At 37.1% G+C, this 20,546-nt stretch carries 21 protein-coding genes; 2 read left to right on the top strand and 19 right to left on the bottom strand.

The genetic code is table 11. The features are described 5' to 3' along the window. Window positions 1–7: 7 nt before the first annotated feature. Entirely contained in the window at window positions 8–2,053 is a 2,046-nt protein-coding gene (gene parE / locus IGJ93_RS04805; protein WP_071869351.1) for a DNA topoisomerase IV subunit B, read from the bottom strand. Between the two features lie 184 nt (window positions 2,054–2,237). After that, window positions 2,238–2,666 (bottom strand): CoA-binding protein, encoded by a 429-nt coding sequence (locus IGJ93_RS04800; protein ID WP_071869352.1) that lies wholly within the window; start codon window positions 2,664–2,666, stop codon window positions 2,238–2,240. A gap of 94 nt (window positions 2,667–2,760) precedes the next feature. Between IGJ93_RS04800 and plsY the strand changes: the two genes are divergently transcribed. Next, entirely contained in the window at window positions 2,761–3,396 is a 636-nt protein-coding gene (gene plsY, locus IGJ93_RS04795) for a glycerol-3-phosphate 1-O-acyltransferase PlsY (protein ID WP_067485017.1), read from the top strand. Window positions 3,397–3,451: 55 nt separating this feature from the next. Here plsY and IGJ93_RS04790 read toward each other — a convergent pair whose 3' ends face one another. From IGJ93_RS04790 to ylqF, 10 genes are all read right to left on the bottom strand, one after another. Continuing rightward, the gene (locus IGJ93_RS04790; RefSeq protein ID WP_071869353.1) at window positions 3,452–4,327 is read right to left on the bottom strand and encodes an aldose 1-epimerase family protein; all 876 of its coding nucleotides are present in this window, start codon (window positions 4,325–4,327) and stop codon (window positions 3,452–3,454) included. A gap of 62 nt (window positions 4,328–4,389) precedes the next feature. Next, window positions 4,390–5,181 (bottom strand): GTP-sensing pleiotropic transcriptional regulator CodY, encoded by a 792-nt coding sequence (codY, locus tag IGJ93_RS04785; RefSeq protein WP_067485011.1) that lies wholly within the window; start codon window positions 5,179–5,181, stop codon window positions 4,390–4,392. Between the two features lie 16 nt (window positions 5,182–5,197). Beyond that, window positions 5,198–6,595 carry an ATP-dependent protease ATPase subunit HslU gene (gene hslU / locus IGJ93_RS04780; protein ID WP_067485008.1) on the bottom strand — a complete coding sequence of 466 codons (1,398 nt, stop codon included), beginning with the start codon at window positions 6,593–6,595 and terminating at the stop codon, window positions 5,198–5,200. Window positions 6,596–6,607: 12 nt separating this feature from the next. Beyond that, entirely contained in the window at window positions 6,608–7,156 is a 549-nt protein-coding gene (hslV, locus tag IGJ93_RS04775; protein WP_067485006.1) for an HslVU peptidase proteolytic subunit, read from the bottom strand. Between the two features lie 32 nt (window positions 7,157–7,188). Continuing rightward, on the bottom strand, window positions 7,189–8,088 hold the full coding sequence (xerC, locus tag IGJ93_RS04770) for a tyrosine recombinase XerC (RefSeq protein WP_075491200.1): 900 nt from the start codon (window positions 8,086–8,088) through the stop codon (window positions 7,189–7,191). Between the two features lie 235 nt (window positions 8,089–8,323). Beyond that, window positions 8,324–9,646 carry an FADH(2)-oxidizing methylenetetrahydrofolate--tRNA-(uracil(54)-C(5))-methyltransferase TrmFO gene (gene trmFO / locus IGJ93_RS04765; protein WP_086271053.1) on the bottom strand — a complete coding sequence of 441 codons (1,323 nt, stop codon included), beginning with the start codon at window positions 9,644–9,646 and terminating at the stop codon, window positions 8,324–8,326. Between the two features lie 18 nt (window positions 9,647–9,664). Continuing rightward, the gene (gene topA, locus IGJ93_RS04760) at window positions 9,665–11,743 is read right to left on the bottom strand and encodes a type I DNA topoisomerase (RefSeq protein WP_067484998.1); all 2,079 of its coding nucleotides are present in this window, start codon (window positions 11,741–11,743) and stop codon (window positions 9,665–9,667) included. A gap of 129 nt (window positions 11,744–11,872) precedes the next feature. Continuing rightward, entirely contained in the window at window positions 11,873–12,730 is an 858-nt protein-coding gene (gene dprA / locus IGJ93_RS04755) for a DNA-processing protein DprA (RefSeq protein WP_071869356.1), read from the bottom strand. Window positions 12,731–12,789: 59 nt separating this feature from the next. Beyond that, entirely contained in the window at window positions 12,790–13,554 is a 765-nt protein-coding gene (locus IGJ93_RS04750) for a ribonuclease HII (RefSeq protein WP_067484993.1), read from the bottom strand. After that, window positions 13,547–14,407, bottom strand: coding sequence for a ribosome biogenesis GTPase YlqF (gene ylqF / locus IGJ93_RS04745; RefSeq protein ID WP_067484988.1), 861 nt, complete (start codon window positions 14,405–14,407; stop codon window positions 13,547–13,549). Before ylqF ends, IGJ93_RS04750 begins: the two co-directional genes overlap by 8 nt. A 256-nt stretch (window positions 14,408–14,663) precedes the next feature. Here ylqF and IGJ93_RS04740 point away from each other — a divergent pair, with 256 nt between their 5' ends. Further along, window positions 14,664–15,062 carry a VOC family protein gene (locus IGJ93_RS04740; RefSeq protein ID WP_075491767.1) on the top strand — a complete coding sequence of 133 codons (399 nt, stop codon included), beginning with the start codon at window positions 14,664–14,666 and terminating at the stop codon, window positions 15,060–15,062. Between the two features lie 195 nt (window positions 15,063–15,257). Here the strand turns inward: IGJ93_RS04740 and IGJ93_RS04735 are convergent, their stop codons facing one another. From IGJ93_RS04735 to IGJ93_RS04705, 7 genes are all read right to left on the bottom strand, one after another. Further along, complete coding sequence (locus IGJ93_RS04735) at window positions 15,258–16,169, bottom strand: RICIN domain-containing protein (RefSeq protein ID WP_143139936.1); 912 nt, start codon at window positions 16,167–16,169, stop codon at window positions 15,258–15,260. A gap of 249 nt (window positions 16,170–16,418) precedes the next feature. Beyond that, window positions 16,419–16,973 carry a signal peptidase I gene (lepB, locus tag IGJ93_RS04730; protein ID WP_067484978.1) on the bottom strand — a complete coding sequence of 185 codons (555 nt, stop codon included), beginning with the start codon at window positions 16,971–16,973 and terminating at the stop codon, window positions 16,419–16,421. Window positions 16,974–17,072: 99 nt separating this feature from the next. Continuing rightward, window positions 17,073–17,300: a YozE family protein gene (locus tag IGJ93_RS04725; protein ID WP_071869078.1), complete on the bottom strand. Its 228-nt coding sequence runs from the start codon at window positions 17,298–17,300 to the stop codon at window positions 17,073–17,075. Then, window positions 17,297–17,815: a peptide-methionine (S)-S-oxide reductase MsrA gene (gene msrA, locus IGJ93_RS04720; protein WP_071869077.1), complete on the bottom strand. Its 519-nt coding sequence runs from the start codon at window positions 17,813–17,815 to the stop codon at window positions 17,297–17,299. The genes IGJ93_RS04725 and msrA overlap by 4 nt, the downstream gene beginning before the upstream one ends. Before the next feature lie 36 nt (window positions 17,816–17,851). Continuing rightward, complete coding sequence (locus IGJ93_RS04715; RefSeq protein ID WP_071869083.1) at window positions 17,852–18,442, bottom strand: YpmS family protein; 591 nt, start codon at window positions 18,440–18,442, stop codon at window positions 17,852–17,854. Window positions 18,443–18,528: 86 nt separating this feature from the next. Further along, window positions 18,529–19,422, bottom strand: a complete 894-nt coding sequence (locus IGJ93_RS04710; protein WP_067484969.1) for an SGNH/GDSL hydrolase family protein — start codon at window positions 19,420–19,422, stop codon at window positions 18,529–18,531. 169 nt (window positions 19,423–19,591) lie between these two features. Further along, the gene (locus IGJ93_RS04705; protein ID WP_075491765.1) at window positions 19,592–20,434 is read right to left on the bottom strand and encodes a DegV family protein; all 843 of its coding nucleotides are present in this window, start codon (window positions 20,432–20,434) and stop codon (window positions 19,592–19,594) included. Between the last annotated feature and the right edge of the window lie 112 nt (window positions 20,435–20,546).

The raw sequence follows: 20,546 nt of genomic DNA, 5'->3' as shown, positions 1-20,546 counted from the left end.
TGACCTCCTATTCTACATCAAACAACTGAATTGGCTTTTCAATCTCTTCATGCTCTTCATCTAATCGTTCGCTTGAAGTTGAAGCTGTCATTTCAGTGTCTTCTTTTTTATCTAAAATACTACCGTCTTCTTCCATTGTAAATTGGACGTGGCTTTCAATCCATTTTCTCCGAGGTTCAACTTTATCCCCCATTAATGTCGTCACACGTCGTTCTGCTTGTGCCGCATCATCAATTCGAACACGAATTAATGTCCGTGAAGTTGGATCCATCGTTGTTTCCCATAATTGGTCGGCATTCATTTCACCTAACCCTTTATACCGTTGCAATGAATAACCTTTCCCAACTTTTTTGATTTCTGCAGCTAATTCTTCATCTGTCCAAGCATATTCAACCACTTGCTTCTTCCCTTGGCCTTTTGAAACTTTGTATAAAGGTGGTAAAGCAATATAGATCTTTCCGGCTTCAATTAATGGTTTCATATAGCGATAGAAGAAAGTTAACAATAGCACTTGGATATGCGCACCATCCGTATCTGCATCGGTCATGATAATGATCTTGTCGTAGTTACAATCTTCAACAGAAAATTCTGGTCCTACGCCTGCACCAATCGTATAAATCATGGTGTTGATTTCTTCATTTTTCAAAATGTCTTGCAATTTCGCTTTTTCTGTATTGATTACTTTTCCTCGAAGTGGCAAAATTGCTTGGAATTTACGATCTCGTCCTTGCTTGGCAGATCCACCAGCAGAGTCTCCTTCGACTAGATAAAGCTCATTCTTTTTAGGATTACGCGATTGTGCAGGGGTCAATTTACCTGATAACAAAGATTCGCCTTTTTTGCGTTTTTTACCATTACGGCTTTCTTCTCGCGCTTTACGTGCAGCTTCTCGCGCTTCACGAGCCTTCACTGCTTTTCTGACCAACATTTGGCTCATTTCACTGTTTTCTTGTAAATAAAAGCCCATTTGTTCGCCAATGACATTATCAACGACTGTTCGAGCAACTGGCGTACCCAATTTTTCCTTGGTTTGACCTTCAAACTGTAATAAGTTTTCTGGTACACGAATTGATAAAACCGCCGCTAAGCCTTCACGAAAATCGCTACCTTCTAAGTTCTTATCTCGCTCTTTCAAAAGTCCAACTTTACGAGCGTACTCATTATAAGCTTTCGTCATCGCTGTTTTCATTCCTGCTTCATGCGTACCGCCATCTTTCGTCCGTACATTATTAACAAAAGACAAAATATTCTCCGAATAGCCATCATTGTATTGATAAGAAACTTCCACTTCGATACCGTCTTTTTCACCAGAAAAATAGACAACAGGTGTCAATGTATCTTTTTCTTCATTCAAGTATTCGACAAATTCTTTGATTCCTTCTTCATAATGAAAAACTTCTGTAACCTCTTCTTCACCGCGAAGATCACTTAACGTAATTCGAACGCCTTTCAAAAGAAAAGCGGACTCGCGCAAACGCTCTGATAATATCTCATATGAAAATTTCACTGTTGAAAAGATCGTATCATCCGGTAAGAAATGAACCGTGGTTCCATTTGCTTTTTTTGTTTTACCAAGTTTTTTTAATGTCCCCTGTGGCTTACCACCGTCTACAAATTTTTGTTGGTATTCAACACCATCACGAACAATAGTTACAGTCAACCATTTTGATAAGGCATTTACCACACTGGCACCGACACCATGCAGTCCACCAGAGGTCTTATAACCTCCTTGACCAAACTTTCCTCCAGCATGTAGCACTGTAAAAATCACTTCAACCGTTGGAATTCCTGAAGCATGCATTCCAACTGGCATTCCGCGACCGCTATCTACTACAGTGATACTGTTATCTTTATGTATCACTACATCAATTTCATTTCCATAGCCTGATAAAGCTTCATCGACTGCATTATCAACAATTTCATACACTAAATGATGTAAGCCTCGGCTATCAGTGGAACCGATATACATCCCTGGTCGTTTTCTAACTGCTTCCAATCCCTCAAGAACTTGGATAGAAGCATCATTATATTCATTGATTACTTTTTTTGCCAAGGCAAACGCTCCTTCAATAATACTTGCGGAATTTAAAAGACCGCATCGAACTAATCATACTAAAAAAAACTGCGAAAAAAAAGAGGTTGGGAAAAAATCAAGAGAAACAGTCACCCAACCTGCTTTTAATTAACACCTTTCGCACATTAAAACTTTATTTATTTGGTCGTTGCACTTGCTCAGACTAGTTATCGTCCATTTTAGCTAGTTCAATTTTTATACAACGATTCATCACGATCTCTTTTCGACCGGCAGCTTGTAATAATTTTGCTGCCTCTTCATTTTCAATTCCTAATTGTGCCCAAAAAACTTTTGCATCTGTTTGCAAAAAGTCCTGTGCTACTTCAGGTAAAAATTCACCACGTCGAAAAATATCAACAATATCAATTGGTTCTGTAATCTCTGTCAGATGACCATAAACTTTTTCACCTAGTACTTCTTGTCCAGCCAAAATTGGATTCACAGGAAAAATTTGATATCCTTTTTCTTGTAATAACTTCGCGATTTGGTAACTTGTTCGTTCAGGTTTATTACTCAAACCGACAACAGCAATATTTTTTGCTGACTTTAAATAATCAAAAATTGTTTCTTGGGTTGGATTTTCAACTGCCATCCTACTCATTCCTTTCATTCGTGAATTTCGATTGTTCCTACTACTCATTCATGCTAAAATAAACATTAGTTTTCAACTTGAAAGAGGTAAAAAAATGAAATTGATCTTATTACTTATTGTAGCATATCTTTTGGGTTCTATTCCTTCCGGCGTCTGGATTGGAAAAATCTTTTTCAACAAAGACATTCGCGCATATGGTAGTGGAAACACTGGAACGACCAATACCTTTCGTGTATTAGGCAAAAAAGCAGGAATCGTTGTCTTACTAATGGACATCTTAAAAGGAACACTGGCAACTTGTCTGCCAATTATTTTTCACATCACGACAATCAATCCACTTTGGTTTGGGGTCTGTGCAATCCTCGGTCATACTTTTCCGATTTTTGCAAAATTCAAAGGCGGAAAAGCAGTCGCAACCAGCGCCGGCATGCTCCTAGGTTTCAGTCCCATTTTCTTCGTCTACTCTGCAACAATTTTTGTCGTAAGTCTTTACTTCACCAGCATGGTAAGCTTAAGCAGTATGATCAGTGCTGTGTTGATTACTTTATCAACGATTTTCTTACCGTATATTGCACCGGTTATTTTACCTGAACATAATTGGCTGTTAACTATCATTGCTTTCTTAGTGTCATCTTTTATTTTTCTTCGTCACAAAGAAAACATTCAACGTATCAAAAACAAAACTGAAAGCCGAATTCCTTTTGGTTTAAATAGCAGCAAAAAAAAATAGTTTTTCTTTCTCAAAAAAAGTGAACTGCGACATTTGTCGTAGCTCACTTTTTTGTTTATTTCACGGTGATTGAGTATTTTGTTTGGAAAATTTCATGAGCACCTAATTGATTGATTCCCACTTTTTCCATCAGACTTCCATTACTATTCACCGTATCCGCAATCCCACACCAAGGTTCGATACAAACAAACGGCGCTTCTTTTGGATAAGGTGACCAAATACCAACGTAAGGCATATCTTTATAGCTTAATGTCACACTGTGGCGTGATTTTTCACTACGAATCGAATAGGCATTTAGTCCTTTCGTTTCAAAAACAAGTGCATCTTGGTCAAACAACTCACGATCTAATGCCAAGTTCGTATTTGTTTGCCCCAATGTTCGTTGATCTAAATCGATATAAGGTCCTGCCAATGGTAAACGTAATCTTGATTTTCTTGGCGAGAAGGCCAAATAAAAATCATCAAACGACAAGCCTTCTTCCAATGGTACATTAAACGCTGGATGCCCACCAATTGAAAAATACATTTCTTCTTCTCCAACATTTTCCACTTGGTAATGAACAGTTATTCCGTCGCCACCTAATTCATACGTGATGACTAATTCGAAATCAAACGGATAATTTTTTTTCGTTTCTGGTGTACTTTTCAACAGAAAACTTGCTTGCTCTGGTCCTTGCTCAATAACTTCAAAATCCATATCTCTTGCAAAACCATGTTGCCCCATCGAATACGTTTTCCCTTGATACATGTATTCGTCATTTTTCAAACGACCAACAAATGGGAAAAGAACCGGTGCATGACGTCCCCAAAATTCTGGATCCCCTTGCCAAATATATTCAAGATTATGCTCTTTTGATTGTAAGCTAATTAGTTCTGCTCCATGTTCAGCTATTTTAGCAATAAGCTGATCATTTTGAATAATTACGGTCATTGTGACTCCCCCATTTTTTGAAATTGCTACTGCCCTCAGTGAACTGAAAAATAAGATTCCGTTTAGTAGCTATGTTTTGCTAATTCTTCTTTAAAACGTGAATTAAGGACTTTTAAGTAGGTTCCTTTCATTCCCAAAGAACGTGATTCAATGATACCTGCAGACTCCAATTTGCGCAAAGCATTAACGATCACGGAACGAGTAATTCCGATTTCATCGGCAATATTTGACGCCGTTAAACGACCTTCGTCGCCATCAAGCGCATGGAAAATTGCTTGAACTGCTTTTAATTCACTGTAAGAAAGAGTATTGATTGCCATTTGCACAGCTGTGGCACTTCGCACATCTTCTTCAATGCTACGTGACTGTTGGTAAAGAATTTGCATTCCTACAACTGTTGCCCCATATTCCGCTAAAACTAAATCATCGTCAGTAAATGCTTGTTCCATTCGTGACAAAATAATTGTTCCTAAACGTTCTCCCGCACCAAAAATCGGTACGACTGTCGTTAAGCCAAATGGATATTTTTCTCTTGACTCTACTGGAAAAGCTGTAATTTCACTAGTGATTGGAATATTTGCTTCTGTCTTAACTAGTTGATCTACGGTATCTGTGTAAGAAAGTGGAAATTGTTTTTCAACGAACATAGTTTTCACACGTTCATTATTCACATCATGACGTTCATTATAACCAAGTAGCACGCCATCGCTACCAATGATATACGTATTACTGTCCAACACTCCACCTAGTGTCACTGCCATTTTGTCATACGGTAAATCAGCATCCATATCAAAGGTATTTTTTTGTTGTAAAAGTTTGTTGATCTTTCGGGTTTTCGTTAGCAAATCCGTCATAGTCGTCCTCCGATTCTTAAAGTATATAGCGGCTTAGATCTTCATTTTGTGCAATTGAAACCAATTTGTCATTGACATATGCTTCTGTAATCGTAATCTCACCCATCTGCATATCTGGTGCCTCAAATAATAAATCTTCTAATAATTTTTCCAAGATTGTGTGTAAACGGCGTGCACCGATGTTATCCGTGTCGCGATTCACATCAAAAGCAATTTGCGCGATTCGTTCGATTGCTTCCTTAGTAAACGTAACGGAAACATTCTCCGTTTCAATCAATGCAATATATTGTTTGATCAATGCATTATTAGGTTCTGTCAAAATTTTCACAAAATCTTCCGCTGACAAATCATCTAATTCGACGCGAATCGGGAAGCGTCCTTGTAATTCTGGAATCAAATCACTTGGTTTGGATAAATGAAAGGCACCTGAAGCAATAAATAAAATATGATCTGTTTGTAACGTACCATATTTCGTGTTGACTTGTGAGCCTTCAACAATTGGTAAAATGTCGCGTTGTACACCTTCTCGAGAAACTTCACCAGACTGTTGTGATTTTGAAGTCACTTTATCGATTTCATCGATAAAAATAATACCACTTGACTCAGCCAGTTTGATTGCTTCGCTATGAATATCTGCATCTTTCACAAGTTTAGCAGATTCTTCACGAATTAAAATTTCGCGTGCTTCTTTTACTGTGACTGTTCTTTCTACTTTTTTAGTCGGTGTTAACGCGCCTAATGTCTCATTCAAATCAATGCCCATTTGTTCCAAGCCATTGTTCATCATTGGCGCGGACTTCTTTTGTTCTTCCACTTCGATTGTCACTTCACGCGTATCCAGCAAGCCTTTTTCCAATTGTTCCAAGACGGTGCGACGATTAACTCGAATGTCTTCGGTGATTTCTTCTTGTGGTTCAGCCTGTTGTGCAGAGGCATTGAACATGTTCATCATTTGTTCAAATTGGTTTGTTGATTGTTTTTGTTCCTTCTTGATACCAGGTACTAAAACTTTCACTAACCGTTTTTCAGCATTTTTCTTGGCTTTTGTATACACACGACTGTATTGTTCTTTCTCAACGATTTGAATCGCGTTTTCGACCAAGTCACGAACCATTGATTCTACATCTCGGCCAACGTAACCAACTTCTGTAAATTTAGTTGCTTCCACTTTGATGAATGGCGCATTGACGATTTTTGCAAGTCGACGAGCAATTTCTGTTTTTCCAACCCCTGTTGGCCCAATCATCAGCATATTTTTAGGGGTAATATCTTGTTGCATTTTTTCATCTAACTGGAGTCTACGGTAGCGGTTTCGTAAAGCGACAGCCACAGATTTTTTAGCTGCTTCTTGTCCCACGATGTATTGATCCAATTCACTCACGATTTGTCTTGGTGTTTGTCTTAATTCATTCATTCTAATCACCTCTTATAATTCTTCTACAATGATATTATGGTTTGTGAAGATACAAATATCCGCTGCGATGTTCAACGCATTTTCAGCAATCTCTTTTGCACTCATCTCATTTTGTGCATAATTTTTCATTGCACGCGCAGCGGCTAACGCAAAGTTTCCGCCAGAACCAATGGCTAAAATACCATCATCTGGTGTAATCACTTCACCTGTTCCAGAAACTAACAGCATTTCCTTATCATTCATAACAATCAACATTGCTTCTAATTTCTGCATGGATTGTTGCGTTCGCCACTCTTGTGCTAACTCAACAGCCGCACGTTGTAGATTGCCATTATATTCATTCAGTTTACCTTCAAATTTTTCTTCCAAAGTAAAGGCATCTGCTACGCTTCCAGCAAAACCAACAACAACTTCGTCATTATAAATTCTGCGAACTTTGCGAGCTGTTCCTTTCATAACAACAGATTCTCCCATTGTTACTTGACCGTCTCCAGCCATTGCAAATTTTCCATCTTTTTCAACTGCACAAATCGTGGTTGAATGAAATTGTGATTCTACCATTTGTAGACCCTCCTAATAAAATAATATCCTTGCTACGCTCGTGGATGAAAAGAGCGATAGTTTTTTTGTAAACTTTCTTTCGTCACATGGGCATAAATCTGAGTTGTAGACAAATTCGCATGCCCTAATAATTCTTGAACTGTCCGCATATCTGCACCATTGTTCAATAAATGCGTTGCAAACGTATGACGCAACATATGAGGATGAATATCACTATCTAAACTACTTTTCTTGATTATCTGATTTAGTATATATTCGATTCCAGTTGGTGTAATTGGATCACCATGGTGGTTAACAAAAACAAAATCGTGCTCTTTATGGTATTTATTCATCAAGAACGAACGACTTTTTTCAAAATATTCTTGTAAAGCTTCTTGAGCAAAGGATCCCAGTGGCGCATATCTTTCTTTGTTTCCTTTTCCAAGAATCAACATTACCTCTGCTTGAAAGTCGATGTCCTTAATCTTTAACCCACTACATTCACTTAAGCGGATACCAGAACCATATAAAACTTCTAGTACTGCTCGATCTCTGAAGTCCAACGGTTTATCCCCAGCAACGCTTTCAAACAAAGCCTGCATTTCATTTTCATAAAAAAAGCGCGGTAACCGAATATTTTTTTTCTTTAAATGGACATAAGAAAAAGGATTTTCCTCGATCAGTTCTTCTTTTAAAAGATATTGATAAAATGAACGCAAACTGGCAATTTTTCTGCTAATTGTGTTTCTACTGTATTCTTTATCTGATAAAAAACCTAAATAGACTCTTACATCTAAGTGATCAATACTCAACAAATTTTCCTCACCAGATTCTTTTAGAAAATCTTTGAAGTCATCAATATCTTCCTTGTATGCTTGACGCGTCTTATCCGAGTATCCTCGTTCAACAATCAAATAGCGTAGAAACTTTTCTTCCCAGCTTTGTTCTGCCATTTTTTCACCTTCCTTACAATCCCAGAAATAAATTTAGCATAGCCCTTATAAAAAAACAAATAAATTGTCAGAATTTAATCAATATTTCTAAGTTTGTTCACAATTCGCACAATTTTTCGTTTTGTTTTCATTTTTCTCGCTAATTTTTCAGTGAAGCGTTCATTTTACGCAACAAAAAACTTAGTAAATTATGAATAGCTCAATCATAATTTACTAAGTCGATTCGTTTTTTTGTTTATTTTGCAGGAATAGGCGAAGCTAATTCTGCAATCACTTTTTCATTAGCTGCTAATGCTCGGTTTGCTAATGCTTCATAACGTGATTTTTTATCACGAATTCGTTCAGGTAGTTCTGGGAACAACCCGTAGTTTGCATTCATTGGTTGGAAATGTTTTCCTTCGGCATGCGTGATATAGTACGCCATACTTCCAATCGCTGTTTCTTGTGGGAAGACAACAAGCTCTTCTTCTTTTGCAAGTCGTGCAGCATTGATTCCAGCTAACAACCCACTAGCTGCACTTTCCACGTACCCTTCAACACCAGTCATTTGACCCGCGAAAAATAAATCTTCACGCTTCGCTGATTGGTAAGTTGGTTTCAATAATTCTGGTGAATTCATAAAACTATTACGATGCATGACACCATAACGTACAAAGTCAGCATTTTCTAAACCAGGAATCATGCGGAATACTCGTTTTTGCTCGCCCCATTTTAGGTGAGTTTGGAAGCCAACAATATTATAAAGAGAAGCAGCTGCATTATCTTGGCGCAATTGAATGACAGCATAAGGGCGTTTGCCCGTTTTGGGATCTTCTAGTCCAACTGGCTTCATCGGACCAAATAGCATCGTTTTAAATCCACGTTGTGCCATTACTTCAATTGGCATACAACCTTCAAAATATTTTTCTTTTTCAAATGCTTTTAATTCTGCGACTTCTGCATGAACTAACGCATCATGGAACGCAGTAAATTCTTCTTCTGTCATTGGACAGTTCAAGTAAGCTGCCTCACCTTTATCATAACGTGATTTCAAATATACTTTGTCCATGTCAATCGTTGATTTATCAATAATTGGTGCAGCAGCATCATAAAAATAAAAACCATCTGAACCATTAAATTCTTTGATTGCTTCTGCTAATGGATGAGAAGTTAACGGCCCGGTTGCGATAACAGTAATGCCTTCTGGTATTTTGGTTATTTCTTCATTGATAACCGTTACTAGTGGATGCTCTTTCACTTTTCGAGTAATCGTTTCTGAAAATGAATCTCGGTCAACTGCCAATGCGCCACCAGCAGGAACAGCTGTTTCGTCAGCCGAAGTAATCACTACGGAATTCAAGCGACGCATTTCTTCTTTCAATAGGCCAACAGCATTTGCTAAACTATTTCCTCTTAAAGAATTAGAACAGACTAATTCCGCAAAATTTTCAGTATGATGCGCTTCTGTCGATTTAACTGGACGCATTTCATATAGACGAACAGGAACTCCAGCTTGTGCAATTTGCCAAGCTGCTTCACTTCCGGCAAGGCCGGCACCAATTACATTTACAGTTTTCAAGTAAAAACCTCTTTTCGATTATTTTTGAACATCTTCTTCATAGTCGCCATTTACACAGACAACCTGTTTGCCACCTTTAACTTTCTTCTCAACCAAATATTGATCACATTTCGGACAATTTCTGCCCACTGGTTTATCCCAAGAAGTAAATTCGCAATCTGGGAAACGAGAACAACCATAAAAAATTCTGTTTTTCTTGGATTTACGTTCAATCACTTGGCCTTCATGACATACGGGACAAGTAACACCGATTTCTTTCACGATTGGTTTGGTATTACGACATTCTGGAAAATTACTACATGCGTAAAATTTACCGTATTTTCCTAATTTAATCACCATTGGATGCCCACAGACATCGCAATCAAATCCAGCTGGTTCATCTTTGATTTGAATTTTTTCCATTTTTTCTTCTGCATTACTTAATTCTTTTTCAAAAGGTTTATAGAAACGATCAACTACTTGGACCCAAGCTTCTTTTCCTTCTTCCACTTTATCCAAGTCATTTTCCATTTCCGCTGTGAAATGGATATCAACGATTTGAGGGAAGAATTCAACAATTAATGAGTTAACGATTTCTCCTAGCTCCGTTGGTTCGAAACGTTTTTGTGTCAGTTTGACATAGTAGCGGCGTTGGATCGTATCCAATGTTGGCGCATAAGTTGATGGACGACCCACACCGTTTTCTTCTAATGCTCGAATAAGCGTTGCTTCACTAAATCTTGCTGGTGGTTGCGTAAAGTGTTGTTTGGGTTCGATGTCCACAGATTGAACAATGTCTCCCTCAATTAATTCAGGCAAGATGTTTTCTTTGTCTTCTTTACCATCATCGCGACCTTCAACATAAACTTGCATGAATCCTTTGAACTTGACCTTTGAACCATTGGCAATAAAGATGACACCGTTTTGGTCTAGAGTAACTTTCATTGTATCTAAAATCGCTGGTGTCATTTGACTGGCAACAAAACGTGACCAGATCAATGTATATAATTTTAATTGGTCTTTATCTAAATATTGTTTGATTTCATCAGGTGTGCGCAAAACACTAGTTGGTCTTACTGCTTCATGGGCATCTTGTGCGCCTTGAGCATTTTTCACCTTTTTATTTCCGTGAGCAGAGAATTCATCACCATATGTTTCTTGGATAAATGAAGCTGCTTCTGCTTTGGCTGTGTCAGCAATCCGCGTTGAGTCGGTACGCATGTAGGTAATCAAACCAACTGTTCCTTGTTTTCCCAATGCGATTCCTTCATATAGTTGTTGCGCAACCATCATTGTTTTTCTTGTGCGGAAATTTAATTTACGTGCAGCCTCTTGTTGTAAACTACTCGTAGTAAATGGATTGGCCGGATTTCTTTTTCGTTCTTTCTTTTCGACTTTTTTCACTTCAAAGTCTTGACCATCAATTCTAGCAGTGACTTCTTTCACAGCTTCTGCATCTGGTAATTTCTTCTTCTTGCCATCGATTCCCCAGAAGTTTGCTTTGAATTTCTTACGTGCCTTTTTAAAGTTTCCATCGATACTCCAGTATTCTTCTGGAATAAATTCACGGATTTCTTGCTCACGATCAATGATAATTTTTAAAGCAATAGATTGAACGCGTCCTGCACTTAATCCTTTTTTCACTTTACGCCAAAGGATTGGACTAATCGAATAGCCAACTAATCGGTCTAATGCGCGGCGTGCTTGTTGTGCATCAACTAAATCCACATCGATTGAACGAGGTTCTTTAAACGCAGCTTTTACAGCATCTTTAGTGATTTCATTGAAAACGACACGATTTTTGTCTTCAAGATCTAATCCTAATAAATAGGCTAGATGCCAAGCAATCGCTTCTCCTTCTCTATCCGGGTCACTTGCGAGATAAACTTTCTGCGCTTTTTTAGCCGCAGATTTTAAACTTTTAATAACATCGCCTTTTCCTCGGATAGAAATATAATGAGGTTCATAATTATTTTCGACATCAATTCCCATTTTACTTTTTGGTAAATCACGAATATGGCCTACACTTGCCATTACTTTATAATTTCGGCCCAAATATTTTTCAATTGTTTTGGCCTTTGCTGGTGATTCTACAATCACTAAATATTTATATGCCATTCTTGAATGGACTCCTTTCATTGTCGAGTTCCTACTATATATACTTATACTAGAGGTTTCCTACAAATCGTAGCTAATCATATCCATTCAGAAATCGTTTGTCAAGGAAAGCAAATGGGAAATGTGATGTTATTCTTTCAATTCTGCTAAAATATCCTGTCCTGAAATCGTACAAATTGCCCCATCTTGAATGAGGTGATGACAGCCTTCAGAGTGTTCTGTTAAAACATTTCCAGGGACGGCAAAAACAGCCTTGCCTAAATCTAATGCTTGCTGTGCTGTTATTAGTGAGCCACTCTTTTTCCTTGCTTCGATTACACAAGTACCCAGTGATAAGGCAGCAATGATTCGATTTCTCATCGGAAAGCGGTGTCTCCTTGGTCCTGCTTCTGGCGGATATTCACTTAACAGCAAATGCTCCTCAGCAATTTTCCTTTGTAGTTGTTCATTTTCTCTTGGATAAAATTTTTCCAAGCCTGTTCCAACAACAGCAATCGTTCGTCCACCTTCTTTAATTGCCGCACAGTGACTATATGTATCAATTCCCTTGGCACAGCCACTCACAATCACATAACCCTCAGCAATCACTGGACGTAAGAGCTGAAGAACTGTTTTCTTTGCAAGAACTGACGATCGTCTTCCTCCAACAACGCTCACCATTTTATACGTCAATAACGATAGGTCCCCTCGATAAAATAATAGAATGGGAGGATATGTCAAATTTAATAATTGTGAGGGATAGCATGGGTCCAAACAAGTAATATACTGTTGGTTTTGTTTGATTGTTTCCCAGTGATTTTCGACCTCCAACCAGCTTTGTCGAAACAGTTCACGATGAATCGTAATAGAGGCAATCTTACAAATCTCTTCTATTGTTAAGCGTACTTCTGGATTTGCCAATAAGTACTGAAGTATTTGCCACTTTCCCTGGCTACTAATCCCTTTTGCGTAAGTCAAACGTAATAAATATTCTTTTATTTTTTCCATAAAAAAAATCACCTCTTGCTTTCTTTTTAATAAGATACGCAAAAGGTGTGTTTAAATTTTTATAAATATTTTTTGACTGGAGCAAATGTCCGACGATGAATTGGTGTAATTCCTTGTTTTTCCATACCAATCAAGTGTTCTTTTGTTCCATAGCCCGCATTGTGACCAAATCCATAGCCTGGATACAATTGGTCATAATCTGCCATTAAACGATCGCGATAAACTTTAGCAATGATGCTCGCTGCAGCAATCGAAACAGAGCGTGCATCTCCCTTGATTAGTTTTTCTTGTTGAATGGGCAAATCTAATTTCATCGCATCAATCAACAAGTAGGTTGGCTGGACAGTTAATTTTTCAACTGCTTGAATCATTGCCAACTTGCTTGCCTCATAAATGTTTACTTCATCGATCACTTTTTCGTCAACAATCCCGATTCCAATAGCCAAAGCTTTCTCTTGAATTTCCTGATAAAGTAATTCACGTTTTTTCTCAGATAGCTGCTTAGAGTCATTTAAGCCAAGAATTTCTTCATCTTTCGATAAGACAACTGCTGCTGCAACGACAGGGCCAGCTAATGGTCCACGACCAACTTCGTCAATGCCAGCAATCCATTGATGACCATTGGCATATCCTTGTTTTTCAAAAACAAACATTTCTTGATACTTTTCTTTGATTTTAGCCTCTTTTTCAAGCCGCTTTGCTAAAGAGTTGAGTGCTTGTTGTACCCCTTTTCGCGGATCTTGCTTCAAATATTCAAGTGAAGGATCAGTCAAGGAAGTGATTGTTGTTAATTTTTCCTTAATGGCTTGAATCGACTCACTCATTCACTTCTTGCCCCATTTCTTCACAGCGATCTAACGTGTAGCGACCTAATCTGCCATCTCTGATTTCAAACACAACTAGTTCACTTCCACGAGCGTAATCATCTCTGAAGCCTCTTTTAGCCGTGACCGCCATCAAAATTTCTGGCGCAAGACCCTGCTCCTGCTCTTCTGTTAAATGGTAACGTTCTTGAATTCTTCCTGGGTAATAACGGGCAAAGAAGTCCAAGCCATAGATGGCCAAATCATCTAAGTGAAGTAATTGATCTTTGATTGCACCAGTCAATGCCAGCTTTTTCCCAATCTCTTCATCTTCAAACTTAGGCCAAAGAATTCCTGGTGTATCTAATAATTCTAGTTCCGTTCCATGACGTAACCATTGTTGCCCTTTCGTCACTCCAGGTTTATTCCCTGTTTGTGCAATTTTTTTTCCAACTAAGCGATTCATTAATGTCGATTTTCCAACGTTAGGGATTCCTAAAACCATTGCTCGAATTGCACGGGGTTTCAATCCTCGAGCAGCATCTCTTGCTCTTTTTTCTTTTAACACTTCTTTGGCGGTCGGAATCAGTCCCTTCACGCCCTTGTTTTCTTGTGCATTGATTGCTAATGCAGCGTGACCTTGTTTTTTGAAATATTCTTGCCACTGCTTTGTTTGTTGTGGATCAGCCAAATCAGCTTTATTTAATAAAACGATACGTGGTTTTTGTTGAATAATTTGATCGAGCATCGGGTTTCTTGATGACAACGGTAAACGCGCATCCACTAACTCAAAAACGATGTCAACGTATTTCATTTTTTCAGAAACTTCACGACGAGCTTTCGCCATGTGTCCCGGGAACCATTGAATGGTCATAGTTGTGTTTCCTCCTTGATATATCAATCTCACTGATTGGAACTCAAATAGAATGTGCTTTTTCATTCTGTTGTTCACAGTTTGATCACTTACAAGCTATTTTAGCATAAATTGAACTAAAAAAAAGAAAGCATCGTTTGTTTTCTTAGCGCTATGCCTTTCCAAAATTTATTTTACCAAGAAAAAAACGAAGCAGAATTTTTGACAGCGTTTTACAAACAGTAGATGATAAGAATATAGAAAGGGGTCGAAAAAAATGAGTACGATGGTTTTTGTCAATTTTCCAGTCAAAGATGTAAAGAAGTCAACGGAATTTTATACGAAACTCGGCTTTGAGCAAAATCAAGAATTTTCGACAGAACAAGCAAGCTCTATGGTATGGGATGATCACTTTTGGATTATGTTGTTGAATCATGAATTTTATCAAACATTTATCAACGATCGAAAAATTGCAGATGCACAGACAACCAGTGGCGCACTGATTGCTTTCAGTCTACCTAATGCAGAAGCAGTCAAAAAATTTGCCGAAACAGCAAAAGAAAATGGTGGGTCTTATTATCATGTGGACATGGGTATTCCAGAAGATCAAATGTTTGGCCTTGAAGTACAAGACCTAGATGGAAATATGTTAGAACCCTCTTGGATGGCAATGTAGAAACAAAAAATACACTTCGTTAGTTACTATACGAGAAGAAATCCATACCATTCCCCCACAAGTTTGGGATGATTTCTTCTTATTTTTTATAATCTTGCAGGGAACTATCTAAAGAAAGAGGAAACACAGATGACGTGTTTCCTCTTTCTTATCTACTAATAGCACATTCATTAAAAATAAAAGACTGATTCGCTTTTATTTGTAGCCTTCAATATGTAAAATAAATTTTTGATTTTCTGTCCCTGTCTTATTAAAGGTGATGATATTTCCACCATCTAGATTGCTTTTTTGAATATCCATTACATGTCCACTTTTTACGTTCTTCAAGAAAAATGCTTCGCCGTTGGTTTGACTACTTTCCCAAATCAGTTGCCACAGTGCACTATCGTTATTACTAACATTGGGTTTGACGCCAACCTTTTTATCACTATTTTCTAACAAACTATATGCAGTTTGTTTATAACTATGGATACTGTAAGCATTTTTTGCTGCATGATATTTTAAATACCACTTTTGATTACTATTCCCATCATTGTTCCAACTCACAGCTACGTTATGTGTTTCATCCCAATCAACAACTTTCCAATTATCCATTTTGCTTTGAATCGAAACAAGTATGTCATTGTAATTTTCTGGTATTTTTGTATTTAGATTAATGACCAGCTCGTTGTAAACAAAGTCAAAATCTACAATTGTCTTTATATGGATAACTGTATTAGAACCATTTATGTATTGGCTTTTGTCAAATCGAATCGTGTAATAGCGTTGCCCATTTTTCTTTTCACGAAGAATTCGTTTGCCCTCCACTTGATACTGACCCCTTGGTCCACTGGATAAAGTCTGTACCTCAATCGGGTTCCCACACTGGTAAAGATCATCTCCCATGTTAACATCAAATTCAATTGCATCTTCTGTTACTCTCATGCCCTCGACTCCCCAACCCTCAGTAAATGAGCCTACTATAATATTTCTAGTAATTGTATATTCCATTTGCTGGTTTTTCTCACTACTTTTTGCGTCAACTGCTTGACTTGCTTCATCTGCGTGAACCATTACTTGAGGAAACAATAAAAATAAAGTAAAAAATAATCCAATCATCTTTTTCATTTTCTTTCTCCTTTTTTGTTTTATTTTTTCTTTTAAACAAATTCTTCCAGCTCTCTTTTCCATTTTCACCTCCTCGAAAAAAAGATAAGATAAAACAACTAACAAAAAAATTTTACCTCTCTAAGAAAACGTTAACATAAGCGAATGTGAGTTGTCCAAAGATAACTTTAGCTATATTTAAAAAAACAAAAAAAAGACAATTGATCTCATTCAATTGTCTTTTTGACTGATACTATTTCAAGCCATCAATTATTTGATCCATTTGATTTCACTTAAAGGATAGTACACCATACGTGCCTTACCCAAGATATCTTCACGAGAAATCGTACCAAAAGAACGACTGTCTTTTGAAATTCGTCGATTGTCTCCCATTACGAAATAATTATCTTCAGCTAATTTTTCTTCCCCAGTCAATCCTTGCAAGGTGAAATCGGTCGTATACGGTGCAGTCTCATGATCTGATTGGATATTTTTACTTAAAAATGGTTCTTTGATATCTTTTCCATTGATTTGTAATGTATCATTTTGGTAGCTGATCGTTTCACCTGGTAAGCCAATCACTCGTTTGATATAAATCGTGCCATCTGCCAATTGAAAAACGACGACATCAAATCGTTTGATCTCGGTAAATTTCTCCATCACCGTCATATTTCCTTGACTCAACGTATTTTCCATTGAATTTCCTTCAACCGGTACTGGAATAAAAAGAAAGCCACGTAAAATAAATGCCAGAAAAATCGAAATCAGTAAATATTTCACAGCTAACCAAAAACGATTCGTCCACTTCTGTTTTGTTGTCAACATTCATCCCTCATTTGTAGTTCTGCTTTTATTATAGAAAAATTTCAAACAAATTGCGACTAAGAGATGAAATTAATCTTTTTTTCAAAGACAAACAAAAGCTTAAGAAGCATGATTGTTTTCCAAATATTGTTCCCAAGCCGCATCAAATACATCCATGGAAGTCAAATAGTCCACATTCATTTCCAAATAATCAGAGAGTTCTTCATAGTCTGAACTATGTTTTGGAAATTGAATATCTTTTCCTGCTTCATTTGCAAATTTAGTCACTTGATCTAGCTGATTTGGTCCACGAAGAGTCATTAAATAATGGTAAAAGCTTCGATTCACTGATGATTCCCCCAATTTTTCTCGACAAAAGCCGCTCTTCTTGCATGATTGCGTGCAAAGTTTTCTGGATTCTTTTTATAGTAGTCTTGATGATCAACTTCAGCCAAATAAAATGGCTGTGCTGGCTCAATGGTCGTCACAATTTTTTCTGTAAAACGACCACTCTCAGCTAAGCGTTGTTTGCTTTTTTCTGCAATCGTTTGTTGCTCTTTTGTTGAATAAAAAATGACAGGTCGATAACTACTTCCTCGGTCTTCAAACTGTCCAAACGCATCAGTTGGATCGGTTTGTTCCCAATAAAGCTCGACTAATTCTTGATAGGAAATCACTTGTGGATCATAAATGATTTCAACTGCTTCTGTATGGCCAGTTGTTTGGCTCTTCACTTGTTCATAGGTTGGATTAGCCAGTTGTCCGCCAGTATATCCTGACATAATTGAGTAGATACCTGGTAAACTGTCAAATGGCTGAATCATACACCAAAAGCAGCCACCTGCAAAAATTGCACGTTCCATCAAAGCCCTCCTTTTATTTATCTATTTTGATTTCACTTATTGATTTAAACTTTCTTTTGTTGTTTCTTCACTTGCGGGTAAGTATAGACTAAAACGAATATCATCGTCTACTAAATTTATTTTATCTGCTTTGATATACATGCCATTTTGCATTCTAAATTTATCTAGTCGAAGCATGACTGTTAAGTCTTTCGTATCAATCTCGACCCATTTAGGTAAATTATAATTACGTTTAACCATGTTCATCACATCTTTGATTGGCAAACTTAATGTGCCGATGGATAAACTTTTTGCTTTCAGCTGAACGTTTCCATTTTCCATAACATAGGGTTCAAAATAGAGATAAAAATTCACTGGAAAACCTAATACTTCAAACTGACCATTTAACATGGCTTCATTTTCTAAATAAAATTTATACTCAATGTCGCCTTCTTTTTGAAAATCACTTAAGAAAAAACTAATCAACTGATTGACTTTTTCTTTATTTGAATTAATTGTCAGGACTGGTTCGCCTTCGATTGCCGTAATTTCTGGCATGTTTTTGTACTCAGGTTGGCTCGAAAAAATTCGAACGCCTAGAAAAATGGTGATACCAACCACGACACCTAATAGAATCAAGAAAGCCATTCGCCAATAATTCGATGCTTGACTTTGTTTTTCGTTCAAGGGTTCTTTCACTTCTACTTCTGATTTCTTTGGATTTTCTGATTCTGTCATTTGTCACCCTCCTTTATCAGCCACTGTTCTTTGGTTGCAACTAATTTTTCTTTTACTGCATTTGCCATCAATTGATAGCCCAAGTTGTTTGGATGAAAATGATCCTCTTCATACAAAACATTATTTTTTATATCATTCAAGCTTTCTGCCATACTATCTGTTGTATTTGTTTGTTCTTCAGCTACACCAACTTTTTGATCTAACCCCTGATATAGTAAATCGTTGATTGGAATAAAATAGCAGTGATCCGTTTCTTTGACCATGGCTTCTGTTCCTTGATTCCAATTATCTACAATCGTTTGCATATCTGTGATTTCTGGAAAGTTCAAATAAAAAGGATTGTAAATACCTAGAACATAGATAGGCGCATTTGGGTTTAGCTCTCGGATCTCTGCTAAAAGTTCAGTCACATTTTCTTGATAGTTTTTTAAAGGTTTTTTAAAAGATCGTGTTGTTAACCCAAAAAAATTATTTTGAATCACCTTCATCAAATCATTTCCACCCACAGTCAATGTGATAATGTCAGCGGTCTTAATGTTTGTTTGAATTGTTTCTTTTTCCTTCACTCGCTTAAGTATCTGGTCACTTCGTTCGCCATTGACACCATAATTTTCTGTTTCAACAGTCTTCAGCTGATAGTCTTCTCGTAAATCATTTGCAACTAGCGGAACAAAACCTCCTTGTTTGGTTTGGTCTCCCACTCCCTCGGTTAAAGAATCACCAATCGCTACATAATGAAGTTTACTTTTCATGTTCGACGTTTTTTTAGTCGCAACTGATGGCTTTACTAAGGGTTCTGCTTTCGGAATACTCAGTGATAATCCAGCGAAAACGATGACTGCAATGACGATTGGAATAAAAAATAATCCATATCTCTTGAGTAATTTCATTTTCTCACCTCTGTCTTCAATTGTGTCTAATCTTATCAAAAGTTATTTGAAAAAGGTAGTCTTTCGAAACAAATCATAGGAATTTATCTTTTTTTCAAAAAATACACACAAAAAGAACTAGTGAAATGAACATGCCACTCAACTAGTTCTTTTCTTACTCTATAAGTTGTTAATCGACATAATACATGATCGCAAAAGCACCTTTACCCGCATGTGTAGCAATTACTGGATTTGTCTGTAAAACTGGGATATGCATTTCAGGAAATAGTTCTTGTAGACCTTCTTTGAACTCTAATGCTAATTCTTTTGCATCAGCGTGGGAGATCGCAATTTGATGAACATTAGGTAACTCTTTTAGTTCTTTTTTCAAACTATCAAACCATTTGTCAAAAGTTTTCTTTCCTCGGCCCTTGGCAACTGGAATCAAATCTCCATGAGTAAAATTCATGACCACACGAATATTCAACATACTTGACAGCAGCCCTGTCGCACGACTGATTCGTCCACCTTTGACTAAGTTATCTAAGGTAGCAATTCCAATATATAATTTGGTGTTGTCGCTAATTTTTTTGATTTCAGCTAAAATTTCAGTTGAAGATTTGCCTTCTTTTGCTAATTTTGCTGCTTGAATGACTTGGAAAGACAAACCTTGATCTGTTGTATCGCTATCAATAACTGTTACTTTACTTTTAGTTAAATTGCTCGCTTGACGCGCAGCTTCCACAGTTCCACTTAATCCTTTTGTCATGTGAATGGAAATAATTTCGCTACCATCTTTACCCAATTCATCATATAATGAAACAAATTCGCCAATTGGTGGTTGGCTCGTTTTTGGTAAAGCTTTAGCAGTAGACATCATCTGCATGAATGTTTCTCCATCTAACTGATCGTCATCAGGATACATAACGCCATCAATCATTACTGATAGTGGCATGACATGAATATTTAAAGTGTCTCGTACATTTTTTTCCATTGTACAAGAAGAATCTGTTACAATTTTTACATTTGTCATTGTTTTCTCACTCTTCCTTTAACAGCTGCCTTATTCATGTTAAACTTACATTCAAGGCAATTTCTTTTTTTAGTATAACAGACAAACAATGATTTTTCATTAAATACGTCAA

The sequence above is a fragment of the Enterococcus sp. DIV0174 genome (genome assembly GCF_050529065.1).
In the GTDB taxonomy this organism is placed as follows: Bacteria; Bacillota; Bacilli; order Lactobacillales; family Enterococcaceae; genus Enterococcus_B; species Enterococcus_B thailandicus.
This window is presented reverse-complemented; position numbering and strand designations above follow the sequence as displayed.

Coding starts and splice junctions, on each gene's coding strand:
- IGJ93_RS04800 (WP_071869352.1), bottom strand. CDS start 2,666: ATGGCAGTTGAAAATCCAACCCAAGAAACAATTTTTGATTATTTAAAG.
- plsY (WP_067485017.1), top strand. CDS start 2,761: ATGAAATTGATCTTATTACTTATTGTAGCATATCTTTTGGGTTCTATT.
- IGJ93_RS04790 (WP_071869353.1), bottom strand. CDS start 4,327: ATGACCGTAATTATTCAAAATGATCAGCTTATTGCTAAAATAGCTGAA.
- codY (WP_067485011.1), bottom strand. CDS start 5,181: ATGACGGATTTGCTAACGAAAACCCGAAAGATCAACAAACTTTTACAA.
- hslU (WP_067485008.1), bottom strand. CDS start 6,595: ATGAATGAATTAAGACAAACACCAAGACAAATCGTGAGTGAATTGGAT.
- hslV (WP_067485006.1), bottom strand. CDS start 7,156: ATGGTAGAATCACAATTTCATTCAACCACGATTTGTGCAGTTGAAAAA.
- xerC (WP_075491200.1), bottom strand. CDS start 8,088: ATGGCAGAACAAAGCTGGGAAGAAAAGTTTCTACGCTATTTGATTGTT.
- topA (WP_067484998.1), bottom strand. CDS start 11,743: ATGGCATATAAATATTTAGTGATTGTAGAATCACCAGCAAAGGCCAAA.
- dprA (WP_071869356.1), bottom strand. CDS start 12,730: ATGGAAAAAATAAAAGAATATTTATTACGTTTGACTTACGCAAAAGGG.
- IGJ93_RS04750 (WP_067484993.1), bottom strand. CDS start 13,554: ATGAGTGAGTCGATTCAAGCCATTAAGGAAAAATTAACAACAATCACT.
- ylqF (WP_067484988.1), bottom strand. CDS start 14,407: ATGACCATTCAATGGTTCCCGGGACACATGGCGAAAGCTCGTCGTGAA.
- IGJ93_RS04740 (WP_075491767.1), top strand. CDS start 14,664: ATGAGTACGATGGTTTTTGTCAATTTTCCAGTCAAAGATGTAAAGAAG.
- IGJ93_RS04735 (WP_143139936.1), bottom strand. CDS start 16,169: ATGAAAAAGATGATTGGATTATTTTTTACTTTATTTTTATTGTTTCCT.
- lepB (WP_067484978.1), bottom strand. CDS start 16,973: ATGTTGACAACAAAACAGAAGTGGACGAATCGTTTTTGGTTAGCTGTG.
- msrA (WP_071869077.1), bottom strand. CDS start 17,815: ATGGAACGTGCAATTTTTGCAGGTGGCTGCTTTTGGTGTATGATTCAG.
- IGJ93_RS04715 (WP_071869083.1), bottom strand. CDS start 18,442: ATGGCTTTCTTGATTCTATTAGGTGTCGTGGTTGGTATCACCATTTTT.
- IGJ93_RS04710 (WP_067484969.1), bottom strand. CDS start 19,422: ATGAAATTACTCAAGAGATATGGATTATTTTTTATTCCAATCGTCATT.
- IGJ93_RS04705 (WP_075491765.1), bottom strand. CDS start 20,434: ATGACAAATGTAAAAATTGTAACAGATTCTTCTTGTACAATGGAAAAA.